The sequence below is a fragment of the Catenulispora yoronensis genome, from assembly GCF_039531695.1.
Classification (GTDB): domain Bacteria; phylum Actinomycetota; class Actinomycetes; order Streptomycetales; family Catenulisporaceae; genus Catenulispora; species Catenulispora yoronensis.
In genome coordinates, this window is record NZ_BAAAQN010000007.1 from 24,969 (window position 1) to 51,247 (window position 26,279).

The following is a 26,279-nucleotide window of genomic DNA, read 5'->3' on the forward strand; positions in this document are numbered from 1 at the left end:
GCGGCCGATCCTATCGGTCGGCGGGGGTCCCGCCCGGACGCGGCTCGGCGGTCGTCCGCCCGCGCCCCGCCGGGCCGGGGCCGGCACCGCGCTCGGCCCGCGACCCGGCCGCCGCCGCGATCCCGGCCGGGTCCAGCGGCTCGGGGCGTCTTCGGGCGAACGACATCAGCATCCCGACCGCGGTCAGCGACGGCAGCAGCGACGATCCGCCGTAGGAGACGAACGGCAGCGGCACGCCGGCGATCGGCAGCACGCCGGTCACCGCCCCCAGGTTGATCATCATCTGGGCGGCCAGCCAGACCGTGACCGAGGCCGAGACCAGCCGGATGAACGGGTCCGGGGTGCGCAGCGCCATCCGGATGCCCGCGTAGGCCAGGGTGAGGAACAGCGCCAGCACGGTCAGCGTGCCGATCAGGCCGAGCTCCTCGCCGACGATGGCGAAGATCATGTCGGTCTGCACCTCCGGCAGCTGCCCCCAGCGCTGTTTACTGGCGCCCAGCCCGACGCCGAACCAGCCGCCGCTGGCCAGCGCCTGGAAGGAGTGGATGGCCTGGTAGCCGGTGCCACCGGGGTCGGCGTCCGGGGTCAGGAAGTTGGTGAAGCGCCGCACCCGCGAGGGCCGCATCACGATCGCCAGCGCCGCCAGTCCCACGGCCGAGGCCAGCAGGATCGAGAACAGCCGCCCCGGGGCCCCGGCCGTCCACAGCAGGCAGAACACGATGGCGACGATGATTATCGAGGTGCCCATGTCCCCGCCGATCATCACCAGCGCGATGATCAGCACCGCCCCCGGCACCAGCGGCACCAGCAGGTGGTCCCAGGTGGTGAGCAGCTTCTCCTTGCGCACCAGCAGGTCCGCGCCCCACAGCACCAGCGCCAGCTTGGCGAACTCGCTGGGCTGCACGGTCAGCGGCCCGATGATCAGCCAGTTCTTGTTGCCGTTGTGCGAGGACCCGACGGCCAGCACCAGCAGCAGCAGCAGCACGGTGCCGACCAGCGCCGGGTAGGCCAGCGCGCGGTAGGCCCGGGCCGGGAGCCGGGAGGCGGTCCACATCAGGCCCAGGCCCAGCGTCGCCGACACCGCCTGGTTCCGGATCGAGGACAGCATCGGCCGGCCGTTGACCAGGTTGTTGACGCTGGAGGCGGAGAACACCTCCAGCAGCCCGATGCCCAGCAGCAGCAGCACCGAGCCGACCAGCAGGTAGTAGGAGGTGAGTTCGAGGTCGAACAGGGACTTCAGGGTGGCGCGCCGGGCCCGCAGGGCGCGCATCGCGGTCCTCCACGGCGACGCCTGCGGACCCGCGGCCTGTTCACTCATGGTCCTTAGGGTAGCCAGCGGCCGCCGGACGGGCCGTCAGCTCCCCGGACGGCGGCGGGGTGTTCGAATGCGGAGGCCGCCGCCGCCCGGCGCGGCGCCGGGCCCGGGCACCCGCCGGACGAGGGCCCGCACGCCCGGAATCGGTGCGGACCGGACCACCGGGGCGGCCGTGAGCAGCCCAAACGATCAACGCACCCTGTCATCTCATCGCAGAGTTCGTATAAATTCTCCGACCATGACCTACGAGATCCCGCCCGAAGCCGAGCGACTCCATGCCGAGGGCCGCGCCGCAGGCGCCCGCGGCGACTACGAACACGCGCTGGCCCTGCTGGCCCAGGCCGCCGACCTGGCGCCGGACTGGCCTTATCCGCCCTACGACGCGGCGTTCACGCTGCTGCTGGCCGGCGACACCCGCGGCGCGCAGGCCATGTACGAACGCGTTGAGGCGCTCTCCCCGCGCGGCTTCTTCACCTGCCGCACCACTCTGGACATGCTGCGCCGCGAGCACGCCGGATGGCTGTCCCCCGGGTTCTCGCGCGCGTTCATGTCCCTGGAGTGGATGGCCGATCCGGCGGAGAAGAAGCGGATCCTGGTCGGTATAACCCGCCAGTTCCCGGACTTCCCTCCGGCGTGGATGGAGCTGGCGAACCTGGCCGCGAGCCCGGACGAGCGGATGCACGCGCTGGACCGCGGCCTGGAAGGCGGGCCGGATCCGGACACCAAGACCACGCTGCTGCTCAACAAGGCCGGGCTGCACGCCGCGAACGGCGACCTCGCCTCCGCGACGCGCGTCTACCGGATGCTCATCGACGACCCCGAGGTGACGCCGACCGGCGAGGCGTTCGCCCGCGCGTTCCTCCAGAACCAGCGTCGCGGGTGAGCGGTTCGCTCCCGCCTCAGTCCTCTGCCGGACCGCTTTCGCCCTCGGCGTCGACTTCGGCGTCGGCTTCGGCTTCGCTTCTGGCTTCGGCCTCGGCTTCGCTTCTGGCTTCGGCTTCGCTTCTGGCTTCGGCTTCCGCTTCCGCGTCGGTGCCAGACCCGGCGCCTGCTCCGTCCTCCTCCGCCACCGCCCCCGCCACCGCCAGCTTCGCCTTCAACTCCCGCACCGCCGCCGCGAACACGTCCCCGCGCTCGCCGTAGGACGTGAACATGTCCATGGACGCGCAGGCCGGCGCCAGCAGCACCGTGTCCCCGGACACCGCCATGCCGCGAGCCGCCGCGACCGCCTCGGCCACGACCTCCGCCGCGCGCTCCGGGCCGGGGCCGCCGAGGTCGACCACCGGCACCTCCGGCGCGCGCCGCCGCAGCGCCTCGGCGACCAGGTGCCGCTCGGCGCCGAACAGCACCGCGCCGCGCAGCCGTTTGGCGTGCCGCTCCACCAGGTCGTCGAAGTCCGCGCCCTTGGCCAGGCCGCCGGCCAGCCACACCACGTGGTCGTAGGCGCCGATCGAGGCGGAGGCGGCGTGCGGGTTGGTGGCCTTGGAGTCGTCGATGTAGTCGACGCCGTCGAGGGTGGCGACCCAGGCGATGCGGTGCGGCTCGGGCCGGAAGGCGCGCAGGCCGTCGCGGACCGCGCCGGGCTCCACGCCGTAGGCGCGGACCAGGGCGGCGGCGGCCAGGGCGTTGGCGACGTTGTGCGGGGCCTGCGGTTCGACGTCGTAGACGGTGCCCAGCTCGGCGGCGCTGGTACGCCGGTCGGCGACGAAGGCTCGGTCGGCCAGAATGCCGTCGACGACGCCCAGCATGGACAGCCCCGGGGCGCCGAGCGTGAAGCCGATGGCGCGGCAGCCCTCGACCACCTCGGCCTCCTCCACCAGCCGGACCGTCTCCAGGTCGGCGGCGTTGTAGACAGCCGCGACCTGGCAGTTCTCGTAGGCGCGGCCCTTGGCGGTGGTGTAGGCGGCGTAGGAGCCGTGCCAGTCCAGGTGGTCCGGCGCCAGGTTCAGCACCACGGCGGCCAGCGCCGAGATCGTCGAGCTCCAGTGCAGCTGGTAGCTGGACAGTTCGATGACGAGCACCTCGAACGGCTCGCCGGCCTCGCCGCCGGCCCCGGGCTGCCCCTTCAGCACGGCGTCCAGCACCGGGTAGCCGATGTTGCCGCAGGCGGCGACGTTCTTGCCGGCCTCCCTCAGCATCGCCTCGGCCATCCGCACCGTGGTGCTCTTGCCGTTGGTGCCGGTGACGACCAGCCACGGCGCGTAGCCGCCGTCGGGCAGCGGGGCGCGCAGCCGCCAGGCCAGCTCGGCGTCGCCCCAGATCGGGATCCCGGCGGCGTGGGCGGCGGCCACGATCGGCGCGCTCGGCGGCAGGCCGGGGGTGACGACCAGCAGTTCGGTGCCCGGCGGCAGCGTCTCGTCGTCGCCGAGGCGCAGCACCGCGCCCTGGGCCTCGGCCTGCGCGGCGCGGGCCGTGGTGGCCTCGTCGGCGTAGCGGTCGATCAGCGTCACCTTGGCCCCGCGGGCCAGCAGCGCGGCCGACGCCGACAGGCCGACGACCCGCGCTCCGACGACGGTGACGGCCACGTCGGTGAACTGCGCGGGACCTGCGGCGAAATCGGTCATGACCAAAGCCTATTGGGTCGCCGACCCGATTGACTCCGCTCTCCCGGGAGCTATAGAACCTGCTCGCTCATCAGTTTCTTGCGGCGTGCCCGTCGCGGGTCCCTTGGGGGGAATCAGCACATGCGCTCTCGTCGCGTGACCATCTCGGCCGTGTCGACGCTGGCGGCCATGGCCGTCGGCACGGCCGGCCTGGTGTCCCTGACCGCCGGTTCGGCGCGGGCCACCGAGTCCGGCCAGAACGGGCTGCTCTCGTCCAACGCGTCCCCGAAGACCGTCGAGGAGCACGCCGACGGGACGGCGCTGTGGCGCTCCACCGGCACGCCGGTGGCGCAGGACGTCAGCTGGTCCTCCGACGGCTCGGCCGTGGTGTGGTCGCGCGTGGACGGCCTGTGCGGCGTCTACGTCAGCGCGCCGGATCTGACCGGCGCCTGGAACGTGCCGCACGGCGCCGGAGTCGGCTGCTACGGCCGCCACCCGGCGTTCTACGCGGGGAATCAGCGGCTGGTGTATCAGGGCCCGGGGCCCACCAGCGGCCTGGGCGTGGACTTCTCGGTCAGCCAGCTCTACACCACCGCCGCCGACGGCTCCGACGCCGCGAACAGCCACACCTACCTGCTGGGCGCCGACGACAGCGGGGCCAACGACACCTACCCGCGCGTGTCGGGCGATCTGATCTCCTTCACGCGGACGCCGCGCAGCACGAACCCCGACGACCTCGTCCCGCAGGTGTGGGTCCACAACGTCAAGACCGGCACGACGACGGAGGCCGTGGCCAACGCGGCGAACGCGGACATCTCGCCCGACGGCAAGACCCTCGTCTACACCCGGCCCGGTTCGCAGGACCTGTTCACGGCGAACATCGACGGCACCGGCGAGAAGCAGATCACCACCACCGGGGCGACGGTGGGCCACCAGACGCCGGTGTGGTCGCCGGACGGCACGAAGATCGCCTTCTCCGACGGCGCCGGCACCCTGCTGTTCGACGTCGCGACCGGCGCCGAGACCCCGGTGCCGGACAGCGGGACCCAGCCGGCCTGGCAGCCGGTCAACGCGCAGGCACCGAAGCCGCCGACCCCGCCGACCAGCCCGCCCACGACGCCGCCGAGCACGCCGCCCTCCACGCCCCCCACCACGCCGCCGACGACGCCGCCGACCAGCCCGCCGGGCACCCCGCCGCCGCACGTGCCGCTGGTCCAGCGGGTGGCCGGGGCGGACCGGTTCGACACCGGGGTGAAGACCTCGCGGCTGCTGTGGCCCGGCACCTCGGAGAACTCGCAGATCCACGCCCAGGCCGTGGTGCTGGCCACCGGGGCGTCGTTCCCGGACGCGCTGGCCGGCGGCCCGCTGGCGGCGGCCGCCGTGGGGCCGCTGCTGCTGACCGACTCCGCGACGCTGACGCCGGAGACCTCCGACGAGATCAGCAGGGTGCTGGTCAAGGGCGGCACGGTCTACGTGCTCGGCGGCACGTCGGCGATCAGCCAGCACGTCGTCGACACGCTGACCGGGCGCGGCTTCAACGTGGTCCGCCTCGGCGGGCAGGACCGGTTCTCGACCTCGCGCATGATCGCCGCCCAGGTGGAGCGCCTGGTGCCGGCGCAGCCCGGGGAGCCGTCCGCCGCGGTGGTCGCCACCGGCACCGGCTTCGCCGACGCCCTGTCCGCCGGCCCGCTCGCCGCCCTGGCCGGGGTCCCGATCGTGCTCTCCAACGGCGCCGTCCTGGACCCGGACACCCGCGCCTTCCTCGGCGGCAAGGCGGTGCTCCCGGTCGGCGGGCCCGCCTTCGCCGCCCTGGGGCTGACGCCGCACCCCGGCACCGCCTGCGAGGACCTGGCCGGCAGCGACCGCTACTCGACCAGCGCCGCCGTGGCGCGGTGCATCGCCTGGATCCGCGCGAGCGCCGCGATCGCGCCGAGCACCTTCACCGGCGTGGCCACCGGCACCAACTACGCCGACGCGCTCACCGGCGGGGCGCTGATGGGCGTGTTCGGCGACCCGCTGCTGCTGACCGACCCGGCGGTGCTGTCCGGGCCGGCGCGGGACATCCTGCTCGGCGAGCAGCGGACCGTCGGCCTGGTCGAGATCTTCGGCGGGACGAACGCGGTCTCGGCGCTCGTCGAGCGGCAGGTGGTCACCGTGCTCGCCGGGCGGGCGCTGGCGCCGATGGCGGGCACGGACGTCGGGGGCTCTGTCGCCGGCGGCCCCGGCGCGACGCTCGGCACTTCGACGCGGCCGGGCGCCCTGCGCGTCTTCCGGAGCACCACGGCCCCGATGCCGTAGCGCCGCCCGATCCGGCGCCCGATCCGCCGCCCGATCCGGCGCCGGTGCCGGACCCGCTCCGCCACCGGCGCCGCTTTCGGCCACGCACCGCCGCGGGCCTCAACCCGCAAGCCCCATCAGTGGTGTGATATCCGGATGGACGACCCCGCGCGCCGCCGCGATCTCAGAGCCCTGCCGAAGGCCGACCTGCACCTCCACACGGTCGGCGCGATGCGTCCGGACACCCTGCGCGACCTGGCCGCGGCCGCCGGCCATCCGCTGCTCGACCCGCGCGCCTTCACCGACTTCGCCGGTTTCCAGGCCGTGTACAGCGCCGCGTTCCACACCACGCAGACCGCGCTGCCGAACCTGCTCCGCCTGGTCCGCGAGCTCGTCGAGGACGCCGCCGCGTCCGGCGCCGTCTGGGTCCAGCCGCACTTCGACCCGCATGTCTACCACGCCCTGGGCGCCCCGGAGCGGATCCTCGACGCGGTCCTGGAGACCGCCCACACCACCGGCGGCCCCCTGGGCGTGGGCTTCGGCCTCACCATGACCCTGCGCCGCGGCCACGACACCGCCCACTCCGAACACCTCGCCGCCTTCGCGGTCCGCCACAGCGCCCACTACCGCTCCCTGGGCCTGGCCGGCGACGAATCGGCCCACCCCGCCACCCCCTACGCCCGCGCCTTCGCCATCGCCCGCGAAGGCGGCCTGACCGCCGCCCCCCACGCGGGCGAACTGGCGGGCCCGGAAAGCGTCCGCACCGCGATAGAAGCCCTCGGAGCCACCCGCATAGCCCACGGCGTCCGCGCCGCGACCGACCCCGACCTCCTGACCGAACTCGTCGAACGCGGCGTGAGCCTCGACATCTGCCCCACCTCCAACATCGCCCTGGGCATCGTCCCCTCCCCGGACGCCCACCCACTGCCCCAACTACTCGCCGCCGGCGTCCCCTGCACCCTCGGCACCGACGACCCCCTGATGTTCGGCGCGAGCCTCCTGGACGAATACGAGACGGCACGCACGGGCCTGGGCCTGAGCGACGCACAACTGGCGGCGGTGGCGGGGACGTCGGTGATGACCAGCGGGGCGCCGGCGGGGGTGGTGCGGGAGGCGATGGTGGGGATCGCGGCTTGGTTGCGGGCTTAGCGCGGCAGCCGCTCCGCCATCTCCACAAGGTCCTCATATCGCAGGACTCGATCACCCCACCCGGGCATCGGCACATGAAGGTCCCGCACCCACCGCGCCGGGACGCGGAAATCAGGATCGATGAGACCGATCACCTCGGGCAACGCGCCGATCGGGTCCTCACCGTCCAGCGCGAGTCGGACCAGCTCGTGGAGGATCGCAGTCCCCTCCCACGCCGCCGGATCTCCATGGGTCAGCTTCGCGATTTGGCGCGCGGCATCCATCGACGCCTCCCGGCCTTGCGCGGCGAAATACATGGCCCCAGCAGCGAATCAGCGACCAGGACAGCCATTTGCGTATCGTCCGTCGCCTCGCCGGGGTCCCAGCCGCCACCGCCCCGCATCTCGTCGGGCGCACCGCCCACCACGGCACCGACCGCCCGTGACCATCACTCGTCGCGGACCTCCGCCCCACTCATCATCGTTCGTCCGTACATTCTAATGACCAGCTCAGCCGCCCTCTCCAATACAAGTGGACCGCCGCCCCCGTGCCGACGGATGATCGACCCATGACGGATATCCGGGACTTGAACGCCGTCGCCGTGCGCGACAGCATCGACATTGTCAACAAGGTGCGGGTCGCGGACCTCGGTCGGCCGACGCCGTGCGCGGCGTGGACGCTCGCTGACCTGCTCGGTCATATGACGGTGCAGCATCGTGGCTTCGGGGCGGCGGCTCGGGGGGAGGGGGCGGATCTGCGGATCTGGGAGTTCGCGCCGGCCGGTGAGGATGCCGTGGAGCGGTATCGGGAGGCTTCCGAGTTCGTGTTGGGTGCTTTCGCAGAGGTCGATGACAGTCTCGACTCCGTCTTCGAGCTGCCCGAGTTCAAGGTGGACCCGCCGCGGTTCCCGGCCCGGATCGCGATCGGGTTCCACTTCATCGATTACGTGGTCCACGCGTGGGACGTCGCCGCGACGCTCGGCGTTCCCTTCACGCTGCGGCCCGAGTTGGCGGACGCCGCGGTGCGCGTGGCGTTGGCCGTGCCGAACGAGGACAACCGACTCGCCGCCGGGTCCTCCTTCGTTCCCGCGCTCGACAGTGCGGAGGACGCGTCGCCGCTCGACCGGGTGCTGCTGTACCTCGGCCGCACGCCGGATTGGCGCCCGCCCAGCGGCGAGTAGGGATCAAGGTAAGTAGAGACCCGCGCGGTAGAGATCCAGCCGAGCAGCGGCCTACCGCCCCACCGCGTAGCCCATCATCCCCCGCGGATTGGCCGCGCCGCGCAGCAGCCCGCGCTCCGGGTCGCGCCCGACCACGCACATCCGTCCCAGCGACCAGTCTCCCGACACCACCACCTCGTGCCCCCGGCCGCGGAGCCCCGCCAGCACGGCCTCGCCGAGCCGCGCCTCGGCGACCAGCCGTCCCGGATACGCCGGCCGGGGGTAGAACGACTCCGGGAAGTGGGAGCTGTGGAACGTCGGCGCGTCGATCGACGCCTGCAGATCCATGCCGCCCAGCAAGTGGTTCAGCAGGAACAGCAACTGCCACTGGTCCTGCTGATCCCCGCCCGGCGACCCGAGCGCCAGCACCGGCTCGTCCCCGCGCAGCACCAGCGTCGGGGACAGCGTGGTGCGCGGACGCCGCCCGGGTGTCAGGGTGCTGGGGAGGCCGTCCTGCAGCCAGGTCATCTGCAACCGCGTCCCCAGGCAGAACCCGAGCGACGGGATCACCGGCGAGGACTGCATCCAGCCACCGCTCGGCATGGCCGCGACCATGTTGCCCCATCGGTCGACGACGTCCACGTGCACGGTGTCGCCGCGCCCGGCGAGGCCACGTTCAGTGCCACGCTCGGCGCGCTCCCCCACCGCCACCGGCTCCCCCGTCGAAGCATCCCTCGGCACCGGCACCCACCCCGGCCGCACCGCCATCCGCGCCGCCCGCCCGTCCGGCGCACCGGGCCGCAGCTCCAGCGACGCCGTCTCCCCGATCAGCGCCCGCCGCGCATCGTTGTACTCCGCCGACAGCAACGTCGCCAACGGCACGTCGGCCGCGTCCCCGTACCAGGCCTCCCGGTCGGCGAAGGCCAGCTTCGCCCCCTCGACCACCCGGTGTGCGAACTCCGCCGTCCCCGGAACCAGATCCCGCTCCTGCCGCCGCAGCAACGCCAACTGCTGAAGCAGGACCGGCCCCTGCCCCCAAGCCGCCGTCTTGAACACCGTGTGTCCGGCGAACTCCAGCCCCACCGGCTCCTCATAAGAGGGCTGCCACGCCGCCATGTCAGCACCCGTGATCACCCCGGCGTGCTCCTCCCCCGAGGAGTCCCGCCACGCCGTCCGGGCGAAGGCGTCGACCGCCTCGGCCACGAAGCCCTGGCTCCACGCGGCCAGCGCCGCATCGATCCGCGCATCGCGCGAAGCGCTCGCGCTCCCGGCTTCGACAAGCCTCTGATACGTCGCCGCCAGCACCGGATTGCGGAATACCGACCCGGCTTCCGGCGCCGCGCCGCTCGGCAGATAGACCTCCGCCGACGTCGTCCAGTGCTCGCGGAACAGCGGCGCCACGTCGGCGATCGCCGCCGCCAGCGCAGGCGTCACCGGGTAGCCGTCCCGGGCATAGCCGATCGCGTACGCGAGCACGTCGGCGAGCTCCATCGTCCCGTGGTCACGCAACAGCGTCAGCCACGCCGGCACCGCCCCCGGCACCGCCGCCGCCAGCAACCCCGACCCCGGGACCAGATCCAGCCCCAGCGCCCCGAAGTGCCCCAGCGTCGCCCCGGCCGGCGCCACACCCTGCCCGCACAGCACCCGCGGCCGTTTGTCGTCGCCGCGTGCGAACAGCACCGGCAGATCGCCTCCGGCGCCGTTCTGCTGCGGCTCGACCACTTGCAGCACGAACCCGGCGGCCACCACCGCGTCGAAGGCGTTGCCGCCGCGCTCCAGGACGGCCATCCCGCTCGCGGACGCCAGCCAGTGCGTGCTGGAGACCATCCCGTAAGTGCCCTTGAGCTCCGGACGCGTGGTGAATGTCTGGTCGACGGTCATCGCCCCACCCTTTCTCCGGCCATTACCCTAAGCGCCGGACCGGCGGCGGCCAAGGGCGGCCAAGAGTGGACGAGGGCGGCCGAGGGGGACGAAGGGGACGCGCTCAGCGACCGCCCCGCGGCCGCAACGCGTCCGACACCAGCGCCCCCACCCGCGGCGCCTCCTCCGGCGCCACCGCCTGCACCGCCGCCACCGCCGCCACGACCAGCGCGTGCAGGTCGTCGACCGTGATGTCGGACCGCACCTCGCCGACCTCCTGCGCCCGCCGCAGCAGCTCGGCGAGCGCCGCCTTGAGGCTCGTGGAGACGGTCCGGGTCGCGGAGATCACGTCGATCCCGTGCCGCCCCAAGGCGTCGGCGAGGTCCATCTTGTTCCGCGCGTAGGTCGTCATGGTCCGGAAGAAGTCGAAGAACAGGTATCCGGAGTCCGGGGCGGTCAGGGCCGCCCGCACCTCGGCCAGCATGGTCTCCAGCCGTCCGACCAGGACGGCTTCCAGCAGCGATTCCTTCGTCGGGAAGTGCCGGTGGACGGTGCCCGCGCCGACGCCCGCGCGCCGCGCGATCTCGTCGAGAGGCACCGCGGGCCCTTCCAGGGCGAACGCTTCGTCGGCCGCGGCCAGCACCCGCTCGCGGTTGCGGCGCGCGTCGGCTCGCAGCGGGCGTTCGACCGGGGCGGTGTCGGCGTTCATGGAGCTCAGAGTATCCCCCTCGACAAGCGGGGCGAGCGCCCCGTATCGTCGCCAGCGAGAAACCGGGGCGCCCGCCCCTGTTGCTTCCGAGGGGAGAGCTCCGCATGTCCGAGCCCGTTCGCAGCACCCGCGAGACGATCGACCTGCTCCTGCGCACCATCACCGAGGGCACCCGCGACGACCTGGCGGACCTGTACGCCGAGGACGTCCTGATCAGCAATCCGTTCTCGCCCGACGGCGTGCCGGACGAGTCCCGCGGCAACGCCCAACTACGCACGCGGATGAAGACGTTCCAGAAGTACCTGGCCTACGACGAGGTCCGGAACGTGACCGTCCACGAGACCGCCGACCCGCAGGTCGTGGTCGTGGAGTTCACGCTGGCCGGCCGGCTGGTGCCGACCGGCCAGACCTTCGAGCTGACGTCGGTGAACGTGATCCGCGTCGTGGACGGCCTGATCGCCGAGTCCCGCGACTACAGCGACGGCCGCCGGGTGGCGGCGCTGTTCGAGCAGATCCAGGCCGTGGACGCCTGAGCTGCGCGGACGGCTGAGCTTCACCGACGCCTGAGCTGCGCGGACGCCTGAGTACCGCGGGCGCTGAGCTGCGCAGACGCCTGAGCTCAGCGCCCCACGACCCGCCACAGCCCGGCCCAGTCCTCCGCGTCCAGATCCCTCGGCAGGGCCCGGGCCGGGATCCCGTTCCGCCGGGCCCAGTCGCGCAGCTCGGCCCGGCCCACCCGCGCGGCCCGCCCGATCATCTCCTCCAGCCCGCGCCCCGTCGCCTGGAAGACCCGCCGCACAAAGTCCTGATACCCGGCGCGCTCCCGATCGGGCACCAGCGGACGCTCCCGCCGCCGCATCGTCAGCAGCCCGCCGTCCACCGACGGCATCGGACGGAAGGCCGCCGCCGGGATCCGGCGGTCGACTCCGAAGCCGTACCAGGGCCACCAGGAGGCGGTCAGCAGGCTGGCCCCGCCGACCCCGGCCCGGCGCCGTGCGACCTCCCACTGCACGATCAGCACGCCATCGGTCCAGCCGCGCTCTGCCATCAGTTTCCTGATGATGGCGGTGGTGAGGTGGAAAGGCACGTTCCCGACGACGGTGTGCGGCGTGGCCGGGAAACGGTGGCGCAGGACGTCGGCCTGCACGACCGCGACCTCGGCGCCGAACCGGTCCCGCAGGCGCCGCACCCGCCGCGGATCGATCTCCAGCGCCGTGACCGGGCGCCCCAGGCGGGCCAGCGGCCCGGTCAGCGCGCCGTCCCCGGCCCCGAGTTCGACGATCGGGCCGGCGGTCTCGTCGGCGACCAGTCGTTGGACGGCCGCGATGAGCGTGCGGTCGATGAGGAAGTTCTGCCCGAGTTCGTGGCGTCCGCCGACCGGGTGGGACTGGGAGCGGGAATGGGAGTTCGTGTTCTGGTCGTGCAGGTCTTGGTGGTGCCTGTGGTGCATGTCTTACTCCGCGAGAGCTCGCAATCGAGCCGGGCAGCCCAGAGCGGCCGCACCGGTGAGGACCCGAAAGTGCGGCGGGATTCGCGGATCAAGCGATCGACCAGGACCCCGCCGTCAGGCGCGGGGCCGAATGATCGAGCAGAAGAAGCAAGACATGAGCAGGGACACTAACATCGCGGGCCGGCGATCTCGCGCTATTTTCGGCGCCGCTCCTACTCGCCTTCGAGGTCCCCTTCCAGCTCCAGGAACACCTGACGCAGCCCGTCCAGCGTCTCCGCCTCCGGCTCGGCCCACAGACCGCGCTCGGCGGCTTCCAGCAGCCGCTCCGAAATCCCGCGCAGCGCCCACGGATTCGAGCGCTGCATGAACTCACGGTTCGTCTCGTCGAACACGTACGTCTGCGCCAGCTGCTCGTACATCCAGTCGTCCACCACGCCGGCGGTGGCGTCGTAGCCGAACAGGTAGTCGACGGTCGCGGCCAGCTCGAACGCGCCCTTGTAGCCGTGCCGCTGCATCGCCGCCACCCACCGCGGGTTCACCACCCGGGCCCGGAACACCCGGTGCGTCTCCTCGGCGAGCGTCCTGGTCCGCACCGCCTCCGGCACCGCCGAGTCGCCGACATACGCCGCCGGAGACGCGCCCGTGAGCGCGCGCACCATCGCGACCATGCCGCCGTGGTACTGGAAATAGTCGTCGGAGTCGACGATGTCGTGCTCGCGGTTGTCCTGGTTCTTCGCGGCGACCTGGATGCGGCGGAACGCGTTCTCCATGTCGCCGCGCGCCTCGCGGCCGTCCAGCCCGCGTCCGTAGGCATAGCCGCCCCAGACCGCGTAGACCTCGGCGAGGTCGGCGTCGGTGCGCCAGTCGCGGGCGTCGATCAGCGGCAGCAGCCCGGCGCCGTAAGCGCCGGGCTTCGAGCCGAAGACGCGCGTGGTGGCCCGGCGGCGGTCACCGTGCGCGGCGGTGTCGGCTTCGGCGTGGGCCCGGACGAAGTTGTCGGCCGGCGGCTCATCGAGTTCGGCCACCGCCTGGACGGCGTCGTCGATGAGCGCGATGACGTGCGGGAACGCATCGCGGAAGAACCCTGAGATGCGGACCGTCACATCGATGCGCGGACGGCCGAGCTCGGCGACCGGGACGACTTCGAACCCTGTGACCCGCCGTGAGGCCTCGTCCCACACCGGACGGCAGCCCAGCAAGTGCAGCACCTCGGCGATGTCGTCGCCCTGGGTCCGCATCGCCGACGTGCCCCAGACGGTCAGGCCGACGGAGCGCGGGTACTCGCCGGTGTCGGCCAGGTGGCGGGCGAGCAGCGACTCGGCCAGGGCCTGGCCGACGTCCCAGGCGTTCCGGGAGGGGATGGCCTTCGGGTCGACCGAGTAGAAGTTGCGGCCGGTGGGCAGCACGCCGACCAGGCCGCGGGTCGGGGCGCCGGAGGGGCCGGCCGGGATGTAGCGGCCGTCGAGGGCGCGCAGGAGGTTGGTGATCTCGTCGGTGGTGCGAGCCAGGCGGGGAACCAGCTCGGTCGCCGCGAAGGTCAGGACACTGACGACGCCGGCGTCGGCGGTGCCGAGAACCGCGGTGCAGACCGGCTCGGCCTGCTCCGGCTGCCAGCCGCCGGCGGCCAGGCGCTCGATGAGGCGGCGGGCGAGGGTTTCGAGCAGGTCGACGACGTCCGAGGCCGTGCGGGCCGGGGCTGAGGCTGAGGCCGGGACTGTCGCCGGGACTGGGGCCGGAGCCGGCAGCGGGGCTGTCGCCAGGCCCGGGGCCACGCCCGCGACCTCGGCCTCCGCCGGGTCCTGCGAACCGGCCGCGGCCGCGAGCTCGCCGAGCAACTCAGGACTCTTCACCATCGCGCCCGGCTCGGCCAGCAGCACCTGCTCGTCCAGCCCCACGAACGCCGCCAGCGCCTGCCGCAGCCCCGGCACCGCCCCGGTCACGCCGCCGAACACCTGCTTCGCCCGCAGCACCGCGAGGACGTCGGCGACCAGCTCCTCCCCCTCCGGCGCCCGGCCCAGGATGTGGAGCCCGTCGCGGATCTGGACGTCCTTGATCTCGCACAGGTAGCCGTCGAGGTGCAGCACGAACTCGTCGAAGTCGTCGTCGGCGGGCTGGCGGTCGACGTCGCCGTGCAGGAACGCGGCCAGGTCGTGGTGCAGCTGCGCGGCGCGGATCAGGGTCCAGATCTGCGCCCGCACCGCCGGGGTCTTGTCCGGGTCCAGCGCGGCGACGGTCGCGTACTCGTCGAGCAGCTGCTCCAGCTTCGCCAGCTCGCCGTAGGTGTCGGCGCGGGCCATCGGCGGCATCAGGTGGTCGATGATCGTGGCGTGGGCCCGGCGCTTGGCCTGGGTGCCCTCGCCGGGGTCGTTGACGATGAACGGGTAGATCAGCGGCAGCTCGCCGAGGACCGCGTCCGGAGCGCAGGAGCGCGACAGGCCCAGGCCCTTGCCGGGGAGCCACTCCAGCGTGCCGTGCTTGCCGAGGTGCACGACGGCGTCCGCACCGAAGGACTGTTCCAGCCAGCGATAGGCGGCGAGGTAGTGGTGGCTCGGCGGCAGGTCCGGGTCGTGGTAGATCGCGATCGGGTTCTCGCCGAAGCCGCGCGGCGGCTGGATCATCAGCAGGATGTTGCCGAACTGGAGCGAGGCCAGGACGACGTCGCCGGTCTCGCCGTCGACGTAGAGCGAGCCGGGCGGCTCGCCCCAGTGCCGCCGGACGCCCTCCCGAAGGTCGGCCGGGAGCGCCGCGAACCAGGACTCGTACTCGCGCAGCGGGACCCGGGCCGGAGCCGCCGCGAGCTGGTCCTCGGTGAGCCACTCCACGTCGTGGCCGCCGGCGGCGATCAGGCGGTGGATGAGCTCGTCGCCGTCCTCCGGGAAGTCGCCGACGGCGTAGCCGGCCTCGCGCAGCGCCGCGAGGAGGCGGACGGCCGAGGCGGGGGTGTCGAGACCGACCGCGTTGCCGATCCGCGCATGCTTGGTCGGGTAGGACGACAAGACCAGCGCGAGCTTCTTCTCGGCGTTGGGGATCGCGCGGAGAGCGGCGTGGCGATACGCGATGCCGGCCAGACGCTGGGCGCGTTCTTCGTCCGCGACATAGATGGGGATACCCGCTTCGCCCTGCTCCTTGAAGGAGAAGGGGACGGAGATCAAGCGGCCGTCGAACTCGGGGATCGCGACCTGCATCGCGGCGTCCATCGGCGTCAGCGCGGCGTCAGAGTCCTGCCACGCCTCGCGAGAGGTGGTGAGACAGAGTCCTTGGATGATGGGGATGTCCAGGCTCGCGAGGGCGCCGACGTCCCAACTCTCTTCCGAGCCCCCGGCGCTGGCGTCCGCCGCCGTGGTGCCGCCCGCCGCGAGGACGGTGACGATGAGGGCGTCACAGGGGGCGAGCAGGTCTACGAGGCCCTGAGCAGTGGGGTCCGAGAGACCGCGTAGAGAGTTGCAGTAGATGGGCAGCGCCGCCGCGCCCCGGGTTTCGAGAGCTGCGGTAAGGGTGTCGATGAAGGCGGTGTTGCCCGAGAGCTCGTGGGCTCGGTAGAAGATGATGCCCACCGTGGGACGGCGATCATCGGGCGCGGCGGGAGCGCCGTGCACCCCGAACTCCGGCATCGCCGCCGGCGCCTCGAATCCCTCCCCGCCACCGAGCACGGTGTCGGCGAGGAAGGCGGCCAGCTGGCCGAGGTTCCCCGGGCCTCCGGCAGTGAGGTAGTTCAACGTCTCAGCCGCGACGCCGCCCGGCACGGTCGACAGCGCCATCAGCTCCGCGTCCGGCACGGCTTCGCCGCCGAGCACGACGGCCGGAACGCCGCTGGCGGCAACAGCGTCGACGAGCCATTGCCACAGCCGATGCCCGCCGAGCAGGCGCAGCACGACGACGTCGGCGTCGGCGAGCAGCGGCGCCAACGACTCGGCGTCCAGGCGCGCCGGGTTGGCGGTGCGATAGGCCGCGCCGGAGGCGTGGGCGGCCAGCAGCTCGGTGTCGGCGGTGGACAGCAGCAGAACGCGCGCAGGCATGCGGCGGCACTTCCTCTCGCGGAGTCCGCGCTCCGCCTCGGGCCGATGATGACGGACGGCAGGCAGTTCCTGACTTCCGCCTGAAGAGGCGGTCACAGTTGCGGGACAGTGCCCGATTCGCACGGGCTTCCTGGTTCTGACGTCCGGGGACAGTGTGACAGATCGGGGCGGGTGCCTCTATCCGCCAGTACCCGCCTACTGCCTACTACCCCTTCCGCCCCAGTGCCCAAGCCACCCGCACCGCGACCCCCGCCGACACGACCCCCACCACCCCGGACAACGCCGTGGCCCGATGAATGTCGGCCACCCGCGGCGCCCGCCCCGTCCCCATCACGGGCCGGTCCTCGACCACGTCCCCGTACTTGTTGGTCCCGCCGAGCCGCAGCCCCAGCGCGCCGGCGGCGGACGCCTCGCATCGACCGGCGTTGGGACTCGGGTGTCGACCGCCGTCGCGAAGCAGCACCTTGAGAGTCCGCCGAGGGCTCCCGAGGATCGCCGGCGCACTGACCACCGTGGCCGCGCCCGTGAACCTGGCCGGAAGGTAGTTGAGCACATCATCCAACCGCGCGGCGGCCCATCCGAAGTTCAGATACTTCTCGTTCCGGTACCCGACCATCGCGTCGAGCGTGTTCGCCGCCCGATACGCCAGCAGCCCGGGAATCCCCGCCACCGCACCCCACAACAACGGCGCCACCACGGCGTCGGACGTGTTCTCCGCCACGGACTCGACGACCGCCCGCGCGATCTCGTCGGTGTCCAGCTTGCTCGGATCCCGCCCGCACAAATGAGGCAGCCGCTCGCGCGCCGCCTCCACGTCACCCGCGCTGAGCAACGACCCGATCGCCGTCGCCTCCCGCCGCAACGACGTCCCCCCGAGCACCGTCCACGTCGCCAGCGCGGTCAACGCGGCCTGTGTCACCGGCCGCCCGCGCCCCATCCGCTCCGCGACGCCCCCCACGGCAGCAGCGCCCGCCACCAACGCGCCCGCGTACCCGACCCCCGCACCGCGCGAATCGGCATACATCGTCTTTCGCAACGCCGACGCGGCCCGGCCGAACCCCGCCACCGGGTGCCCCCGGCGCGGATCGGCGAAATACCAGTCGGCCGCGAAGCCGAGCGCCAGGCCCACAGCACGGGAAGAAGATCGCATGCGCACAACTTAGCGACGCCGCGCTGCCTACGGCGCGCCGTCGCCGGATTGACGTGACGCGCCGTGACCGGATCGACCCGACCGAATCGACCCGACCGGATTGACGTTGTCAACGGACCCGACAAGCTACATTGACCCCGTGGGAACAGCCTTCCTGCTGCTGTCGGTCTTCCTGGCCTGCGCGGTCGAAGCCGTGGAGGCCCTCACCATCGTGCTCGCCGTCGGTATCACCCGAGGCTGGCGGCCCGCCCTGCAAGGCGTCGCGGCGGGCCTGCTCCTGCTCGCCGTCGTGGTGGCGGCCCTGGGCCCGGCGCTGACCGTCCTCCCCCTCAAAGCCCTGCGCCTCGTGGTCGGCGGCCTGCTGCTGACCTTCGGCCTCCAGTGGATCCGCAAGGCGATCCTGCGGGCCTCCGGCTACAAGGACCTGCGCGACGAAGCCGCCGCCTACCGCCGCCAGATCGCCGCGGCGGAGCAGGCCACGGCGACCAAGAAGCCGCTCGTCGACGACTGGTACGCCTTCACCCTCTCCTTCAAGGGCGTGACCCTGGAGGGTCTGGAGGTGGCCTTCATCGCCCTCACGTTCGGCGCCAACCAGCACGACATCCCGCTCGCGGCGCTGGCGGCCGTCGCCGCCGTGCTGGTGGTGGCGGCGGCCGGCGCGGTCCTGAAAGCACCGCTGGCGCGCGTCCCGGAGAACACCATGAAGTTCGCGGTCGGCGTGATGCTCACCGGCTTCGGCATCTTCTGGGGAGCCGAGGGTGCGGGCGCCGACTGGCCCGGCGGCGACGCGGCGCTGCCGGTCGTCGTCGCCTACGTGCTGGCCGTCGCCACCGCCGCGACCTGGCTCCTGCGCAGGAGGCGCGCCGCATGAACAAACTCAAGGCCTTCGGTGCCTTCTGGTACGAGTTCGTCGTCGGCGACGATCCGCTGGTCGCCGTCCTCGTCGTCGCCGGTCTCGCCGGGACCGCCGTCCTCAGTACGCGCACCACGGCTTCGTGGTGGCTGCTCCCGGTCGTCGTCACCCTCGCGCTGGTGACGACGCTGGCGCGGGCCGTCCGCAGCAAGAAATAGCAGGACCCGGACTCAGCGCGAGCCTCAGCACGGGACTCAGCGGACTCAGCGTCCGGCCGTCCGCCACGCCTCGGTCACGCACCCCTCCTCGAACTCCCACCGGCCGTCTTCCTCGCCCTCTTCCAGCAGCTTCTTCACCGACGCCACGTCGACCGCGCCGGGCACGTTCAAAGCCACCATGCCGAACCGCGCGATCCCCTCGCCGGTGACCCCGTAGGGCGCGAACGCGTCCAGCACCGCCTGCCGCACCTCGTCCCGGCCGCCGCCCTCCCCGGGCATGATGCGGATCGTGCAGTTGTCGGAGTACCGCACGGCCTCTTGCACCCAATGCACCCCGGCGCGGTCGGTGGCGAACCGCACGACATCGCCCATCGCGTATCCGCGCACGAAGAACGGGACATTGTCGAGCCGGGCCAGATCGTCCCCGAGGCTGACCGCCCACAGCCGCTCGGAGCCGGCCGGCGGCCATCCCGTCTCGTCCTGGTGCAGCTTGAAGACCACCTTCACCATCTCGGCCTCGGGCCTGCCAGCCCCTTCGTCGACGATCACGCCTTCCAGCATCTCATCACGGCGCCCTCAGCCGTCGGCCACCTCCACCCGCGTGCGAAGCCGCGGATCGGCCGCCGACCGGGACGCGATCAGCGCTCGCGGACCCCCGCGCACCCGCCAGCCGTGCGCGTCGGCGTCCCAGCGCGCCAGTACGCGGGCCGGGACGGTGATCGGGACGGTCGCGATCTCGCCCGGCGCCGCGAGCGTCGCGCCGAACCCGACCAGACGCTGGGGATCGGCCCTGTCGACGCCCTCGCCGGTCAGGTAGATCTGCACCACCTCGCGCCCGATCCGGGCGCCGGTGTTCCGGACCCGCACCAGGACCTCGATGTCCCCCGAATCGGTGACCGCGGCGGTGATGTCCTCATAGGACCAGGTGGTGTAGCCGAGCCCGTGGCCGAAGGGGAACGCCGGGACGGTGTCAGCCTTCTCATAACCGCGATACCCGACCAGCGAGCCCTCGCGATAGCTGATCGTGCCGTCGACCGGCCGCGTCGACAGCACGGGAGCGTCGGCGGCGGTCTTCGGGAACGTCGTGGGCAGCCGACCGGCGGGCTCCACCGCGCCGGTCAGCGCGTCGGCGATCGCGTGGCCGCCTTCCTGTCCCGGGAACCACGCCCACAGCAGCGCCGGCACGCGCTCCCGCCACGGCATCTCCACCGGCGCCCCGGCGTTCACCACGACCACGGTGCGCGGGTTGGCCGCGACCACCGCCGCGACCAGGTCGTCCTGCCGTCCGGGCAGCTTCAGATCGGCGCGGTCGAAGCCCTCGCTCTCCACCTCGTCGGTGGTGCCGACGACGACGATCGCCAGGTCCGCCGCGCGCGCCGCCGCCACGGCGGCCGCGAACAACTCGTCGGCTCCGGACCCGGGCGCCTCGGAGTGGAGTCCGAACATCGCGATCGGCAGGCCGGGGTCGACCAGCGCGACCACCTCGGCGCGGACGCCGGTTCCCGCCTCCAGATCGACGGCGATCCGGTGCTCCGGCGGTTTCACCAGGCCTTCGACGATGTCGCCGTCCTCGCTCGGCGTCATCGTCAGTTCGGCGGTGGGCTCGGCGCCGACCGTCAGGCGGAACTTGCCGATGCCGGAGACAGAGAACTGATGTTTCCCGGTCTCGGTGACGGCGAGGTCGGCCCGCACGCGGATTCCGCTGGTTCCCACGGGCAGGCCGCCCATGAACACGAAGCGCGAGGTCTTTCGCAGTTCACTGCCGAGGATGGCACCGGCCGCGTCCAGGAAGTCCACGCGCAGTCCTGGATGGCCGGTCTCCGGATCGGTCGCGGTCTGCGCGGTGATCGGCGCGAGGAGCCGCTGTGTGTGGACGCCTTCGGCGTGATCGATCGTGACGCTCGGGCCGAGGGCCGCGCTCAGGCCGGTCAGAGGGCTGATGACGTGCGCGGGGTTCACGTGCGCGGAGCCGCCGCCCTGAGCGGTGAGGTGCGAGGCGTTGGGCCCGATGACCGCGACGCGGGACAGCGTGCCGGGATCCAGCGGCAGCAGCGGCGCCGCGCCGACGGGCTCGTTGCGCAGGACCACCATGGCCCGGGCGGCGAGGTCGCGGAGCTGGGCTTCGGCATCGTCCGGCGTGGCGGCGGGGGTGGCGGTCTTCTCTGTCGGGCTGTCGAGGCCGTCAAGACATCCTGTGCGCGACGCGAGCCGCAGGATTCGCAGTACCTTGTCATCGAGCACCGCCTCGGGGACCTCACCGGCGCGCACCGCGTCGACCAGCGCCGCACCCCACGGCCCTTGCGGCCCCGGCATGACCACGTCCAGCCCGGCGAGCGCCGAGGCCGCGGTGGACCGGGTGGCGAACCAGTCGGAGACCACCACGCCGTCGAACCCGAGGCGGTCTTTGAGCAGACCGGTCAGCAGCGGTCCGTTGTCGGTCATTGTGACGCCGCCGACGGCGTTGTAGGCGGCCATCACCGACCAGGCGCCGGCGCGCACGGCGGCCTCGAACGGCGGCAGGCAGACCTTGTGCAGCGTCGCCTCGTCGATCTCGGCGTCGTAGGTCATGCGGTCGGTCTCGGACTCGTTGCCGATGTAGTGCTTGACGGTGGCGGCGACGCCGGCGCTCTGCACGCCCTCGACGAATCCGGCGACGATCTCCGCGGTCAGCAGCGGGTCCTCGGAGCAGCACTCGAAGTGCCGGCCGCCGAGCGGGCTGCGGTGCAGGTTCGCGTTCGGCGCCAGGTGCCAGGCCACGCCCTTGTCCCTGGCCTGGGCGCCCATCAGCGCGCCGGCCTGGCGGGCCCGGCCCGGGTCCCAGGTGGCGGCCAGGGCGGTCGGGTTGGGGAACAGCAGAGAGGGGTCGCGCTCGTCCCAGGAGGTGCCGCGGACGCCGGCCGGGCCGTCGGAGAGCAGTACTTTGCGAAGGCCGATCTCCGGGACGGCGGGCAGGGACCAGAAGTCCTCGCCGGTCAGCAGGGCGGCTTTCTGCTCCAGCGTGAGGCGGTGGATCAGGTCCTTGAGGTCGGCGGGCTTGTTCTCGTCCATGCCACGTGCTCCTTCGCACCTTTCGCACCGGTCGTCTGCGCCGCTTCGGACGCTAACAGCTACCGGGGCGCCTGCCTGGCGCGCATCGCCGAGCACGAGCACGCGGAGCCGCCGCCGCCCGAGCCGCCCGAGCCGCCCTCAGAGACCTGATCTTCAGATCACCGCACAAACTCGCGTCATGGATCCCGGGGAGGGGCGTCTCTTTCTGTATGGGGCCGCCGTACCGCGGTCCCGCACGAGGGAGGCGACGATGGGATCCGAGAACGGCCGGGCCGAATTACGGGGGCTCTACACCGACCCCGCCCAACCGCTGACTGTGGCGGTGGGACAGGCCTTCGACCTGGTGAGTATGCCGGCGGCCGTCGGGCACGCGGCGATCGCGGCGCTGCGGGCCCGGAGAGTGCGGCTCGGACCCGTCGTCGCCGACTCCCGCCGGTCGGTGATGCGGGTGGGATTCCTGGTGGCGCCGTCGCCGCACAGCACGCCCGGGCCGACGCCCCGGACGGCGGACCCGGACAGCGTGGCGCTGTGCGAATGGGCCAGCCGGTCGGGCAGCGAACTCGGCGTGCGGGTCGGGGGGCAGGGGTCGACGGCGACGCTGCCGCCGCTGGTGCCGTGGCGGGGGTGGCTGCACTGGCTGGTCCCGCCGGGCGGGGCGGCGGGGCGGTGGACGCCGTCCGGGGCGCTGCTGTCGGTGCTGTCGGAACCGCCGCGCGCGAGCAGCTTGTGAAACCGAGGCAACAGCTTGCGAAAGCGGGGCAACAGTCTGCGGAACCGCAGCAACAGCTTGCGCAGCCAGCGCTACGCGGCTGCCACCAGGACCGTCTCCGGCGGCGGCACGCGATACCAGCGCATCGTCGCCAGCACCGGCACGGCCATCAGCAGCGCCACGCACCAGCCCGACGGTGTCACCCCGTGCTTGATCAGCACGCCGCCGAGCAGGTAGCCGGCGGTGGCCGCGGCGTCGATCAACGGCATCGTGGCGGCGTAGAAGTAGCCGAGTAGCTCCGGGCTCAGGCGGCGTTGGACCTCGGCGAAGAACACCACGGTCGGCGCCGCCTCCAGGATCCCTGTGCAGAAGACGGCGACCAACGCCGCGTAGGGATTGTGGATCATGGGAACTCCGAGCCAGACCGCTGCTTCTATCAGGTTCCCGGCTATGTAGAGGGTGCCGTAGTCGACGCGGCCGGCCAGGCCGCTCATCAGCGCGCCGAGGACGGCGCCGAGCGAGATCGCGCCGAGCAGCCAGCCGTACAGGCCGGGATGCGAGGCGAAGCGCGTCTGCGCCATCGCCAGGAGCATGATGCGCGCGATGCTCGACGCCACCACGTAGGGCACCGCGGTCACGGTCAGCCCGGCGACGAACCGGTCGCGGGACGTGGTGGTGACGAGCAGCCGCGTGTTGGCCGCCACCAGGGCCAGGAAGTTCCGGCGGAGGTGCTCGGCCGGGAGCTTGCGCGGCACCGCCGGGACCCGCAGCACCAGCAGCGCGGCCAGCACGGCGAACGCGGTCGGGAACAGGAACGACCAGTCCGGCCCCAGGCCGAGCCCGGCCAGCACGCCCACCAGCCCCGGCCCGAGCACGCGCGGCACGCGTTCGGCGGCGACGAACAAGCCGTTGCCGCGGAACTCCTCGCCGGCCTCGATCGTCGAGGCCCGCAGCGCCAGGCGCGACGGCTCGGCGATCGCGCCGAACAGGTTGACCGCCAGGTTCAGCACCTGGAACTGCCACATCCGGTCGGTCAGCGGGATCAGCGCGGTCAGCGGCGCCGAGGCCAGAGCACTGATGATCGCGATGCGGCGCGGGTCGTACCGGATCAGCAGGCCGCCCAGGAACGGCGCGGCGACGACGCGGGGCAGGACCCCGATCGCGAAGGTCAGCCCGACGGCGAAGGAGACCCCGTAGTCGCGGACCAGCAGCAGCGGCAGGGCGATCGCGACCATCGCGGCACCGAGGTCGACCAGGAACAGGCTGGCCAGCAGGGCCGACTGGCCGTGGCGGAGCGGCGCGCGGCGGGATTCGGCCACCCGTTTCGCAGGCTGCTCGCCGTCCGCGGATCGCTGGGTGGTGCTCGGTGCCATGGCGTCAGCTTGGCGAACCGGGGTGTGAAACGGCCAGGGGATTTCGCGCGGTCCTCCCCCTCCCCAGGCCCGGGGTTCATCCGGACGTGTACATGCCACCCGCATTCCGCTGCGGTGCGCGGCCGGCCGGTCCAGGCTTTCCCCCGACCGCGCACCACCCACCGAAGGAGCCCGCACGTGCCCGTCCCCGGCGACCGTCCGCCCACCGACGCCGACCTGATCGCCATGGTCCGCGCCGGCGACCGCCGGGCTTACGGTCCGCTGTACGAGCGGCACCGGCGCGCGGCGCTGCGGGTGGCGCGGCACCTGGCGCGCGACGAGGCGGCGGCCGACGACCTCGCGGCCGAGGCCTTCACCCGGGTGCTGGCCGCCCTGGACCGCGGCAACGGCCCGGACGAGGCCTTCCGCGCCTACCTCTACACCACGCTGCGGCGCACCGCGTTCGACTGGGCCGAGTCGGAGAAGCGGATCCGGCTGGTGGAGAACATCGCAGAGCTCGAAGTCACCGCGGCACCGGTGACCGGCGAGGACCGCGACCCGCTGGACGAGGCCTTCGACCGGCAGCTGACTTCGCAGGCCTTCCACACCCTGCCGGAGCGCTGGCAGATCGTGCTGTGGCACCTGGAGGTGGAGGGCGAGTCGCCGGCCCAGGTGGCGCCGCTGCTCGACCTGTCGCCGTCGGCGGTGTCGGCGCTGGCCTACCGGGCCCGGGAGGGGCTGCGGCAGGCGTTCCTGCAGGCCCACCTGGCCGAGACCGTGGTCCCGCAGTGCCGTCCGCACGCACAGCGGCTGGCGGCGTTCGTCCGCGGGAAGCTCGGGACGCGCGACCACGCGAAGGTGGAGCGGCACCTGGACACCTGCGCGGACTGCACAGCGCTGTATCTGGAACTGCTGAGATTCAACGAATCGCTGCCCGAGGTGCTGTCGCCGCTGGTGTTCGGCTCGGCCGCGGCGGCGAAGATCATCGCCGGGGTGGCGCTGGGCGCGGCGGCGGCTACTGGCGTGGTCGCCACGACGACGGCGACGACGACCGGGGCGGTGGTCGGGGGCGCGGCGGGTGGCGCTGCCGGTGGGGCGGTTGGCGGGGCGGTTGGCGGAGCTGCCGGCGGAGCGGCGGGGGCTGCCGGGGCTGCCGGCGCCACGGCTGGCTCAGGCGCAGCAGGAGCGGCGGCCAACGGCACGGCGAAAGCCGGCGGCCTGATGGCCCGCTGGCTGATGCAGCTGCGCAAGAGCCGCCAGGCCCAGACGATCAGCATCGGCACGGTGGCCGCGGTCGCGCTCGCCCTCGTGGCGTGGGCGATGTCCGGCGGCAGCACACCGGCTCCGCAGGACGAGGCCGTAGCGCCGGCGCCGCCCCCGGCCGTGGCCCTGCCGGCGCCGAAACCAGTGGCCCTGCCCCCGAAGCCGAAGCCCACCCCCACACCACCCCCGCCGGTCGTGACCCCGCCACCACCCCACCGCTCGCCCGTGGCGAAGCCGACGCCGCCTCGCCCGCGCCCGAAGCCGACGCCGACGCCGACGCCGACGCCGCCAAAGCCCACCCCGACGCCGACGCCCCCACCACCGGTCCCCACCCCCGCGCCCATCCCGCGGACCTCGGAACCGGACCGCAAACCCGACCCCCCGAAGCAGCCCGACCCGATCTGCACGTGGCCCCACCACCCCGACCACGAAGACCTCGGCTTCCTCATCGACGCGCAGTGGGATCCGGCCTGCGACCACAGAAAGCACCGGCATTCGCACCGGCGTGACGACCACCAGGACCACCAGGACCATCAGGGCAAGCACGATCAACCGGACCACCCCGGCCACCAGACCCGCCACTCCCCCCAGAACGAAGACCCCCAGGACACCCAGGCCACCGCCTGACCCCCTCCGCCCCCACCCCCCGGTAGCCTCTAGCCATGCACAAGGACCTCCTCGAAGCCCCGCAGCCGACCCTGCTGCCCGACGACTCCACCGCCCGCGAGGCCCTCGCCGCCGGCACCGCGCCGGCCGAGGTGGCGGCCGCGAACCCGGCCACGCCGGTCGGCTGGGCGGCGTTGGCCGAGGCCGCGCTGGCCGGTGACGACTCGCTCGACGGCTCGGTCGCGGCGTACGCCTATGCCCGGACCGGCTACCACCGCGGGTTGGACCTGCTGCGCCGCAACGGCTGGAAGGGCCACGGTCCGGTGCCGTGGTCGCACGAGTCCAACCGCGGCTTCCTGCGCGCGCTCAACGCGCTCGGGCTGGCAGCCGCGCGGATCGGCGAGACCGAGGAGGCCGAGCGGTGCGCCACGTTCCTCGGCGACAGCGACCCCGAGGCGTACAAGGCCCTGCGCGGCTGATCCTGGCTGATCGCGGCTGATCCCAAAAAACACCGGCGCCGCCGTCCCGTCCAGGGAGGACCGGCGGAACGGCGGCACGTTCGGAAAAAGCCCGGAACCGCGGTGGCACACGGTTCCGGGCTGCGCGCCGTCAGCCAGGGCGCC

Annotated in this window: 20 protein-coding genes, 1 pseudogene and 1 riboswitch; of the genes and pseudogenes, 10 read left to right on the forward strand and 11 right to left on the reverse strand. The window is 72.9% G+C overall.

Annotated features, from left to right (window positions below):
• Positions 1 to 10: 10 nt before the first annotated feature.
• On the reverse strand, positions 11 to 1,318 hold the full coding sequence (gene ftsW, locus ABD481_RS08005) for a putative lipid II flippase FtsW (RefSeq protein ID WP_344664908.1): 1,308 nt from the start codon (positions 1,316 to 1,318) through the stop codon (positions 11 to 13).
• A gap of 235 nt (positions 1,319 to 1,553) precedes the next feature.
• On the opposite strand from ftsW, the gene ABD481_RS08010 reads away from it, so the two are divergent.
• Entirely contained in the window at positions 1,554 to 2,198 is a 645-nt protein-coding gene (locus tag ABD481_RS08010) for a hypothetical protein (RefSeq protein ID WP_344664909.1), read from the forward strand.
• Between the two features lie 16 nt (positions 2,199 to 2,214).
• On the opposite strand, the gene murD is transcribed toward ABD481_RS08010, so the two are convergent.
• Positions 2,215 to 3,879, reverse strand: a complete 1,665-nt coding sequence (murD, locus tag ABD481_RS08015) for a UDP-N-acetylmuramoyl-L-alanine--D-glutamate ligase (protein ID WP_344664910.1) — start codon at positions 3,877 to 3,879, stop codon at positions 2,215 to 2,217.
• A gap of 120 nt (positions 3,880 to 3,999) precedes the next feature.
• On the opposite strand from murD, the gene ABD481_RS08020 reads away from it, so the two are divergent.
• Positions 4,000 to 6,156, forward strand: a complete 2,157-nt coding sequence (locus tag ABD481_RS08020; RefSeq protein ID WP_344664911.1) for a cell wall-binding repeat-containing protein — start codon at positions 4,000 to 4,002, stop codon at positions 6,154 to 6,156.
• A 135-nt stretch (positions 6,157 to 6,291) separates the two neighbouring features.
• Positions 6,292 to 7,284 carry an adenosine deaminase gene (gene add / locus ABD481_RS08025; protein WP_344664912.1) on the forward strand — a complete coding sequence of 331 codons (993 nt, stop codon included), beginning with the start codon at positions 6,292 to 6,294 and terminating at the stop codon, positions 7,282 to 7,284.
• Here add and ABD481_RS08030 read toward each other — a convergent pair.
• Positions 7,281 to 7,666 (reverse strand): annotated as a pseudogene (locus ABD481_RS08030) (ADP-ribosylglycohydrolase family protein). The gene add and the pseudogene ABD481_RS08030 sit on opposite strands and share 4 nt — an antisense overlap.
• Before the next feature lie 165 nt (positions 7,667 to 7,831).
• Here ABD481_RS08030 and ABD481_RS08035 point away from each other — a divergent pair.
• Positions 7,832 to 8,443, forward strand: coding sequence for a TIGR03086 family metal-binding protein (locus ABD481_RS08035; RefSeq protein WP_344664913.1), 612 nt, complete (start codon positions 7,832 to 7,834; stop codon positions 8,441 to 8,443).
• A gap of 51 nt (positions 8,444 to 8,494) precedes the next feature.
• On the opposite strand, the gene ABD481_RS08040 is transcribed toward ABD481_RS08035, so the two are convergent.
• Positions 8,495 to 10,303 carry a gamma-glutamyltransferase family protein gene (locus ABD481_RS08040; RefSeq protein WP_344664914.1) on the reverse strand — a complete coding sequence of 603 codons (1,809 nt, stop codon included), beginning with the start codon at positions 10,301 to 10,303 and terminating at the stop codon, positions 8,495 to 8,497.
• Positions 10,304 to 10,406: 103 nt separating this feature from the next.
• A complete protein-coding gene (locus ABD481_RS08045; RefSeq protein ID WP_344664915.1) occupies positions 10,407 to 10,991 on the reverse strand; it encodes a TetR/AcrR family transcriptional regulator in 585 nt (194 codons plus the stop codon).
• 104 nt (positions 10,992 to 11,095) lie between these two features.
• Between ABD481_RS08045 and ABD481_RS08050 the strand changes: the two genes are divergently transcribed.
• Complete coding sequence (locus ABD481_RS08050) at positions 11,096 to 11,524, forward strand: nuclear transport factor 2 family protein (protein WP_344664916.1); 429 nt, start codon at positions 11,096 to 11,098, stop codon at positions 11,522 to 11,524.
• 86 nt (positions 11,525 to 11,610) lie between these two features.
• Here the strand turns inward: ABD481_RS08050 and erm are convergent, their stop codons facing one another.
• The 3 genes from erm to ABD481_RS08065 all read right to left on the reverse strand — a co-directional run bounded on the left by erm (position 11,611) and on the right by ABD481_RS08065 (position 17,607).
• Positions 11,611 to 12,441 (reverse strand): 23S ribosomal RNA methyltransferase Erm, encoded by an 831-nt coding sequence (erm, locus tag ABD481_RS08055; protein ID WP_344664917.1) that lies wholly within the window; start codon positions 12,439 to 12,441, stop codon positions 11,611 to 11,613.
• 212 nt (positions 12,442 to 12,653) lie between these two features.
• Entirely contained in the window at positions 12,654 to 16,457 is a 3,804-nt protein-coding gene (gene cobN, locus ABD481_RS08060) for a cobaltochelatase subunit CobN (protein ID WP_344664918.1), read from the reverse strand.
• A 21-nt stretch (positions 16,458 to 16,478) separates the two neighbouring features.
• Positions 16,479 to 16,616, reverse strand: a riboswitch (adenosylcobalamin (AdoCbl) riboswitch).
• A gap of 46 nt (positions 16,617 to 16,662) precedes the next feature.
• A complete protein-coding gene (locus ABD481_RS08065; protein WP_344664919.1) occupies positions 16,663 to 17,607 on the reverse strand; it encodes a cobalamin biosynthesis protein in 945 nt (314 codons plus the stop codon).
• Between the two features lie 139 nt (positions 17,608 to 17,746).
• Here ABD481_RS08065 and ABD481_RS08070 point away from each other — a divergent pair, with 139 nt between their 5' ends.
• On the forward strand, positions 17,747 to 18,478 hold the full coding sequence (locus ABD481_RS08070) for a COG4280 domain-containing protein (RefSeq protein ID WP_344664920.1): 732 nt from the start codon (positions 17,747 to 17,749) through the stop codon (positions 18,476 to 18,478).
• On the forward strand, positions 18,475 to 18,678 hold the full coding sequence (locus tag ABD481_RS08075) for a hypothetical protein (RefSeq protein WP_344664921.1): 204 nt from the start codon (positions 18,475 to 18,477) through the stop codon (positions 18,676 to 18,678). Before ABD481_RS08070 ends, ABD481_RS08075 begins: the two co-directional genes overlap by 4 nt.
• 45 nt (positions 18,679 to 18,723) lie before the next feature.
• On the opposite strand, the gene ABD481_RS08080 is transcribed toward ABD481_RS08075, so the two are convergent.
• Both ABD481_RS08080 and ABD481_RS08085 read right to left on the reverse strand, forming a co-directional pair.
• Positions 18,724 to 19,227 carry a DUF4265 domain-containing protein gene (locus ABD481_RS08080; protein ID WP_344664922.1) on the reverse strand — a complete coding sequence of 168 codons (504 nt, stop codon included), beginning with the start codon at positions 19,225 to 19,227 and terminating at the stop codon, positions 18,724 to 18,726.
• 27 nt (positions 19,228 to 19,254) lie between these two features.
• Complete coding sequence (locus tag ABD481_RS08085; RefSeq protein ID WP_344664923.1) at positions 19,255 to 21,726, reverse strand: beta-glucosidase family protein; 2,472 nt, start codon at positions 21,724 to 21,726, stop codon at positions 19,255 to 19,257.
• 250 nt (positions 21,727 to 21,976) lie between these two features.
• Here ABD481_RS08085 and ABD481_RS08090 point away from each other — a divergent pair, with 250 nt between their 5' ends.
• Positions 21,977 to 22,456 (forward strand): hypothetical protein, encoded by a 480-nt coding sequence (locus ABD481_RS08090; protein ID WP_344664924.1) that lies wholly within the window; start codon positions 21,977 to 21,979, stop codon positions 22,454 to 22,456.
• Positions 22,457 to 22,527: 71 nt separating this feature from the next.
• On the opposite strand, the gene ABD481_RS08095 is transcribed toward ABD481_RS08090, so the two are convergent.
• Entirely contained in the window at positions 22,528 to 23,808 is a 1,281-nt protein-coding gene (locus tag ABD481_RS08095; RefSeq protein ID WP_344664925.1) for an MFS transporter, read from the reverse strand.
• A gap of 177 nt (positions 23,809 to 23,985) precedes the next feature.
• Here ABD481_RS08095 and ABD481_RS08100 point away from each other — a divergent pair, with 177 nt between their 5' ends.
• Together ABD481_RS08100 and ABD481_RS08105 are read left to right on the forward strand one after the other, a co-directional pair.
• Entirely contained in the window at positions 23,986 to 25,677 is a 1,692-nt protein-coding gene (locus ABD481_RS08100) for a sigma-70 family RNA polymerase sigma factor (RefSeq protein WP_344664926.1), read from the forward strand.
• 35 nt (positions 25,678 to 25,712) lie between these two features.
• Complete coding sequence (locus ABD481_RS08105) at positions 25,713 to 26,135, forward strand: DUF3151 domain-containing protein (protein ID WP_344664927.1); 423 nt, start codon at positions 25,713 to 25,715, stop codon at positions 26,133 to 26,135.
• Positions 26,136 to 26,279 lie beyond the last annotated feature (144 nt).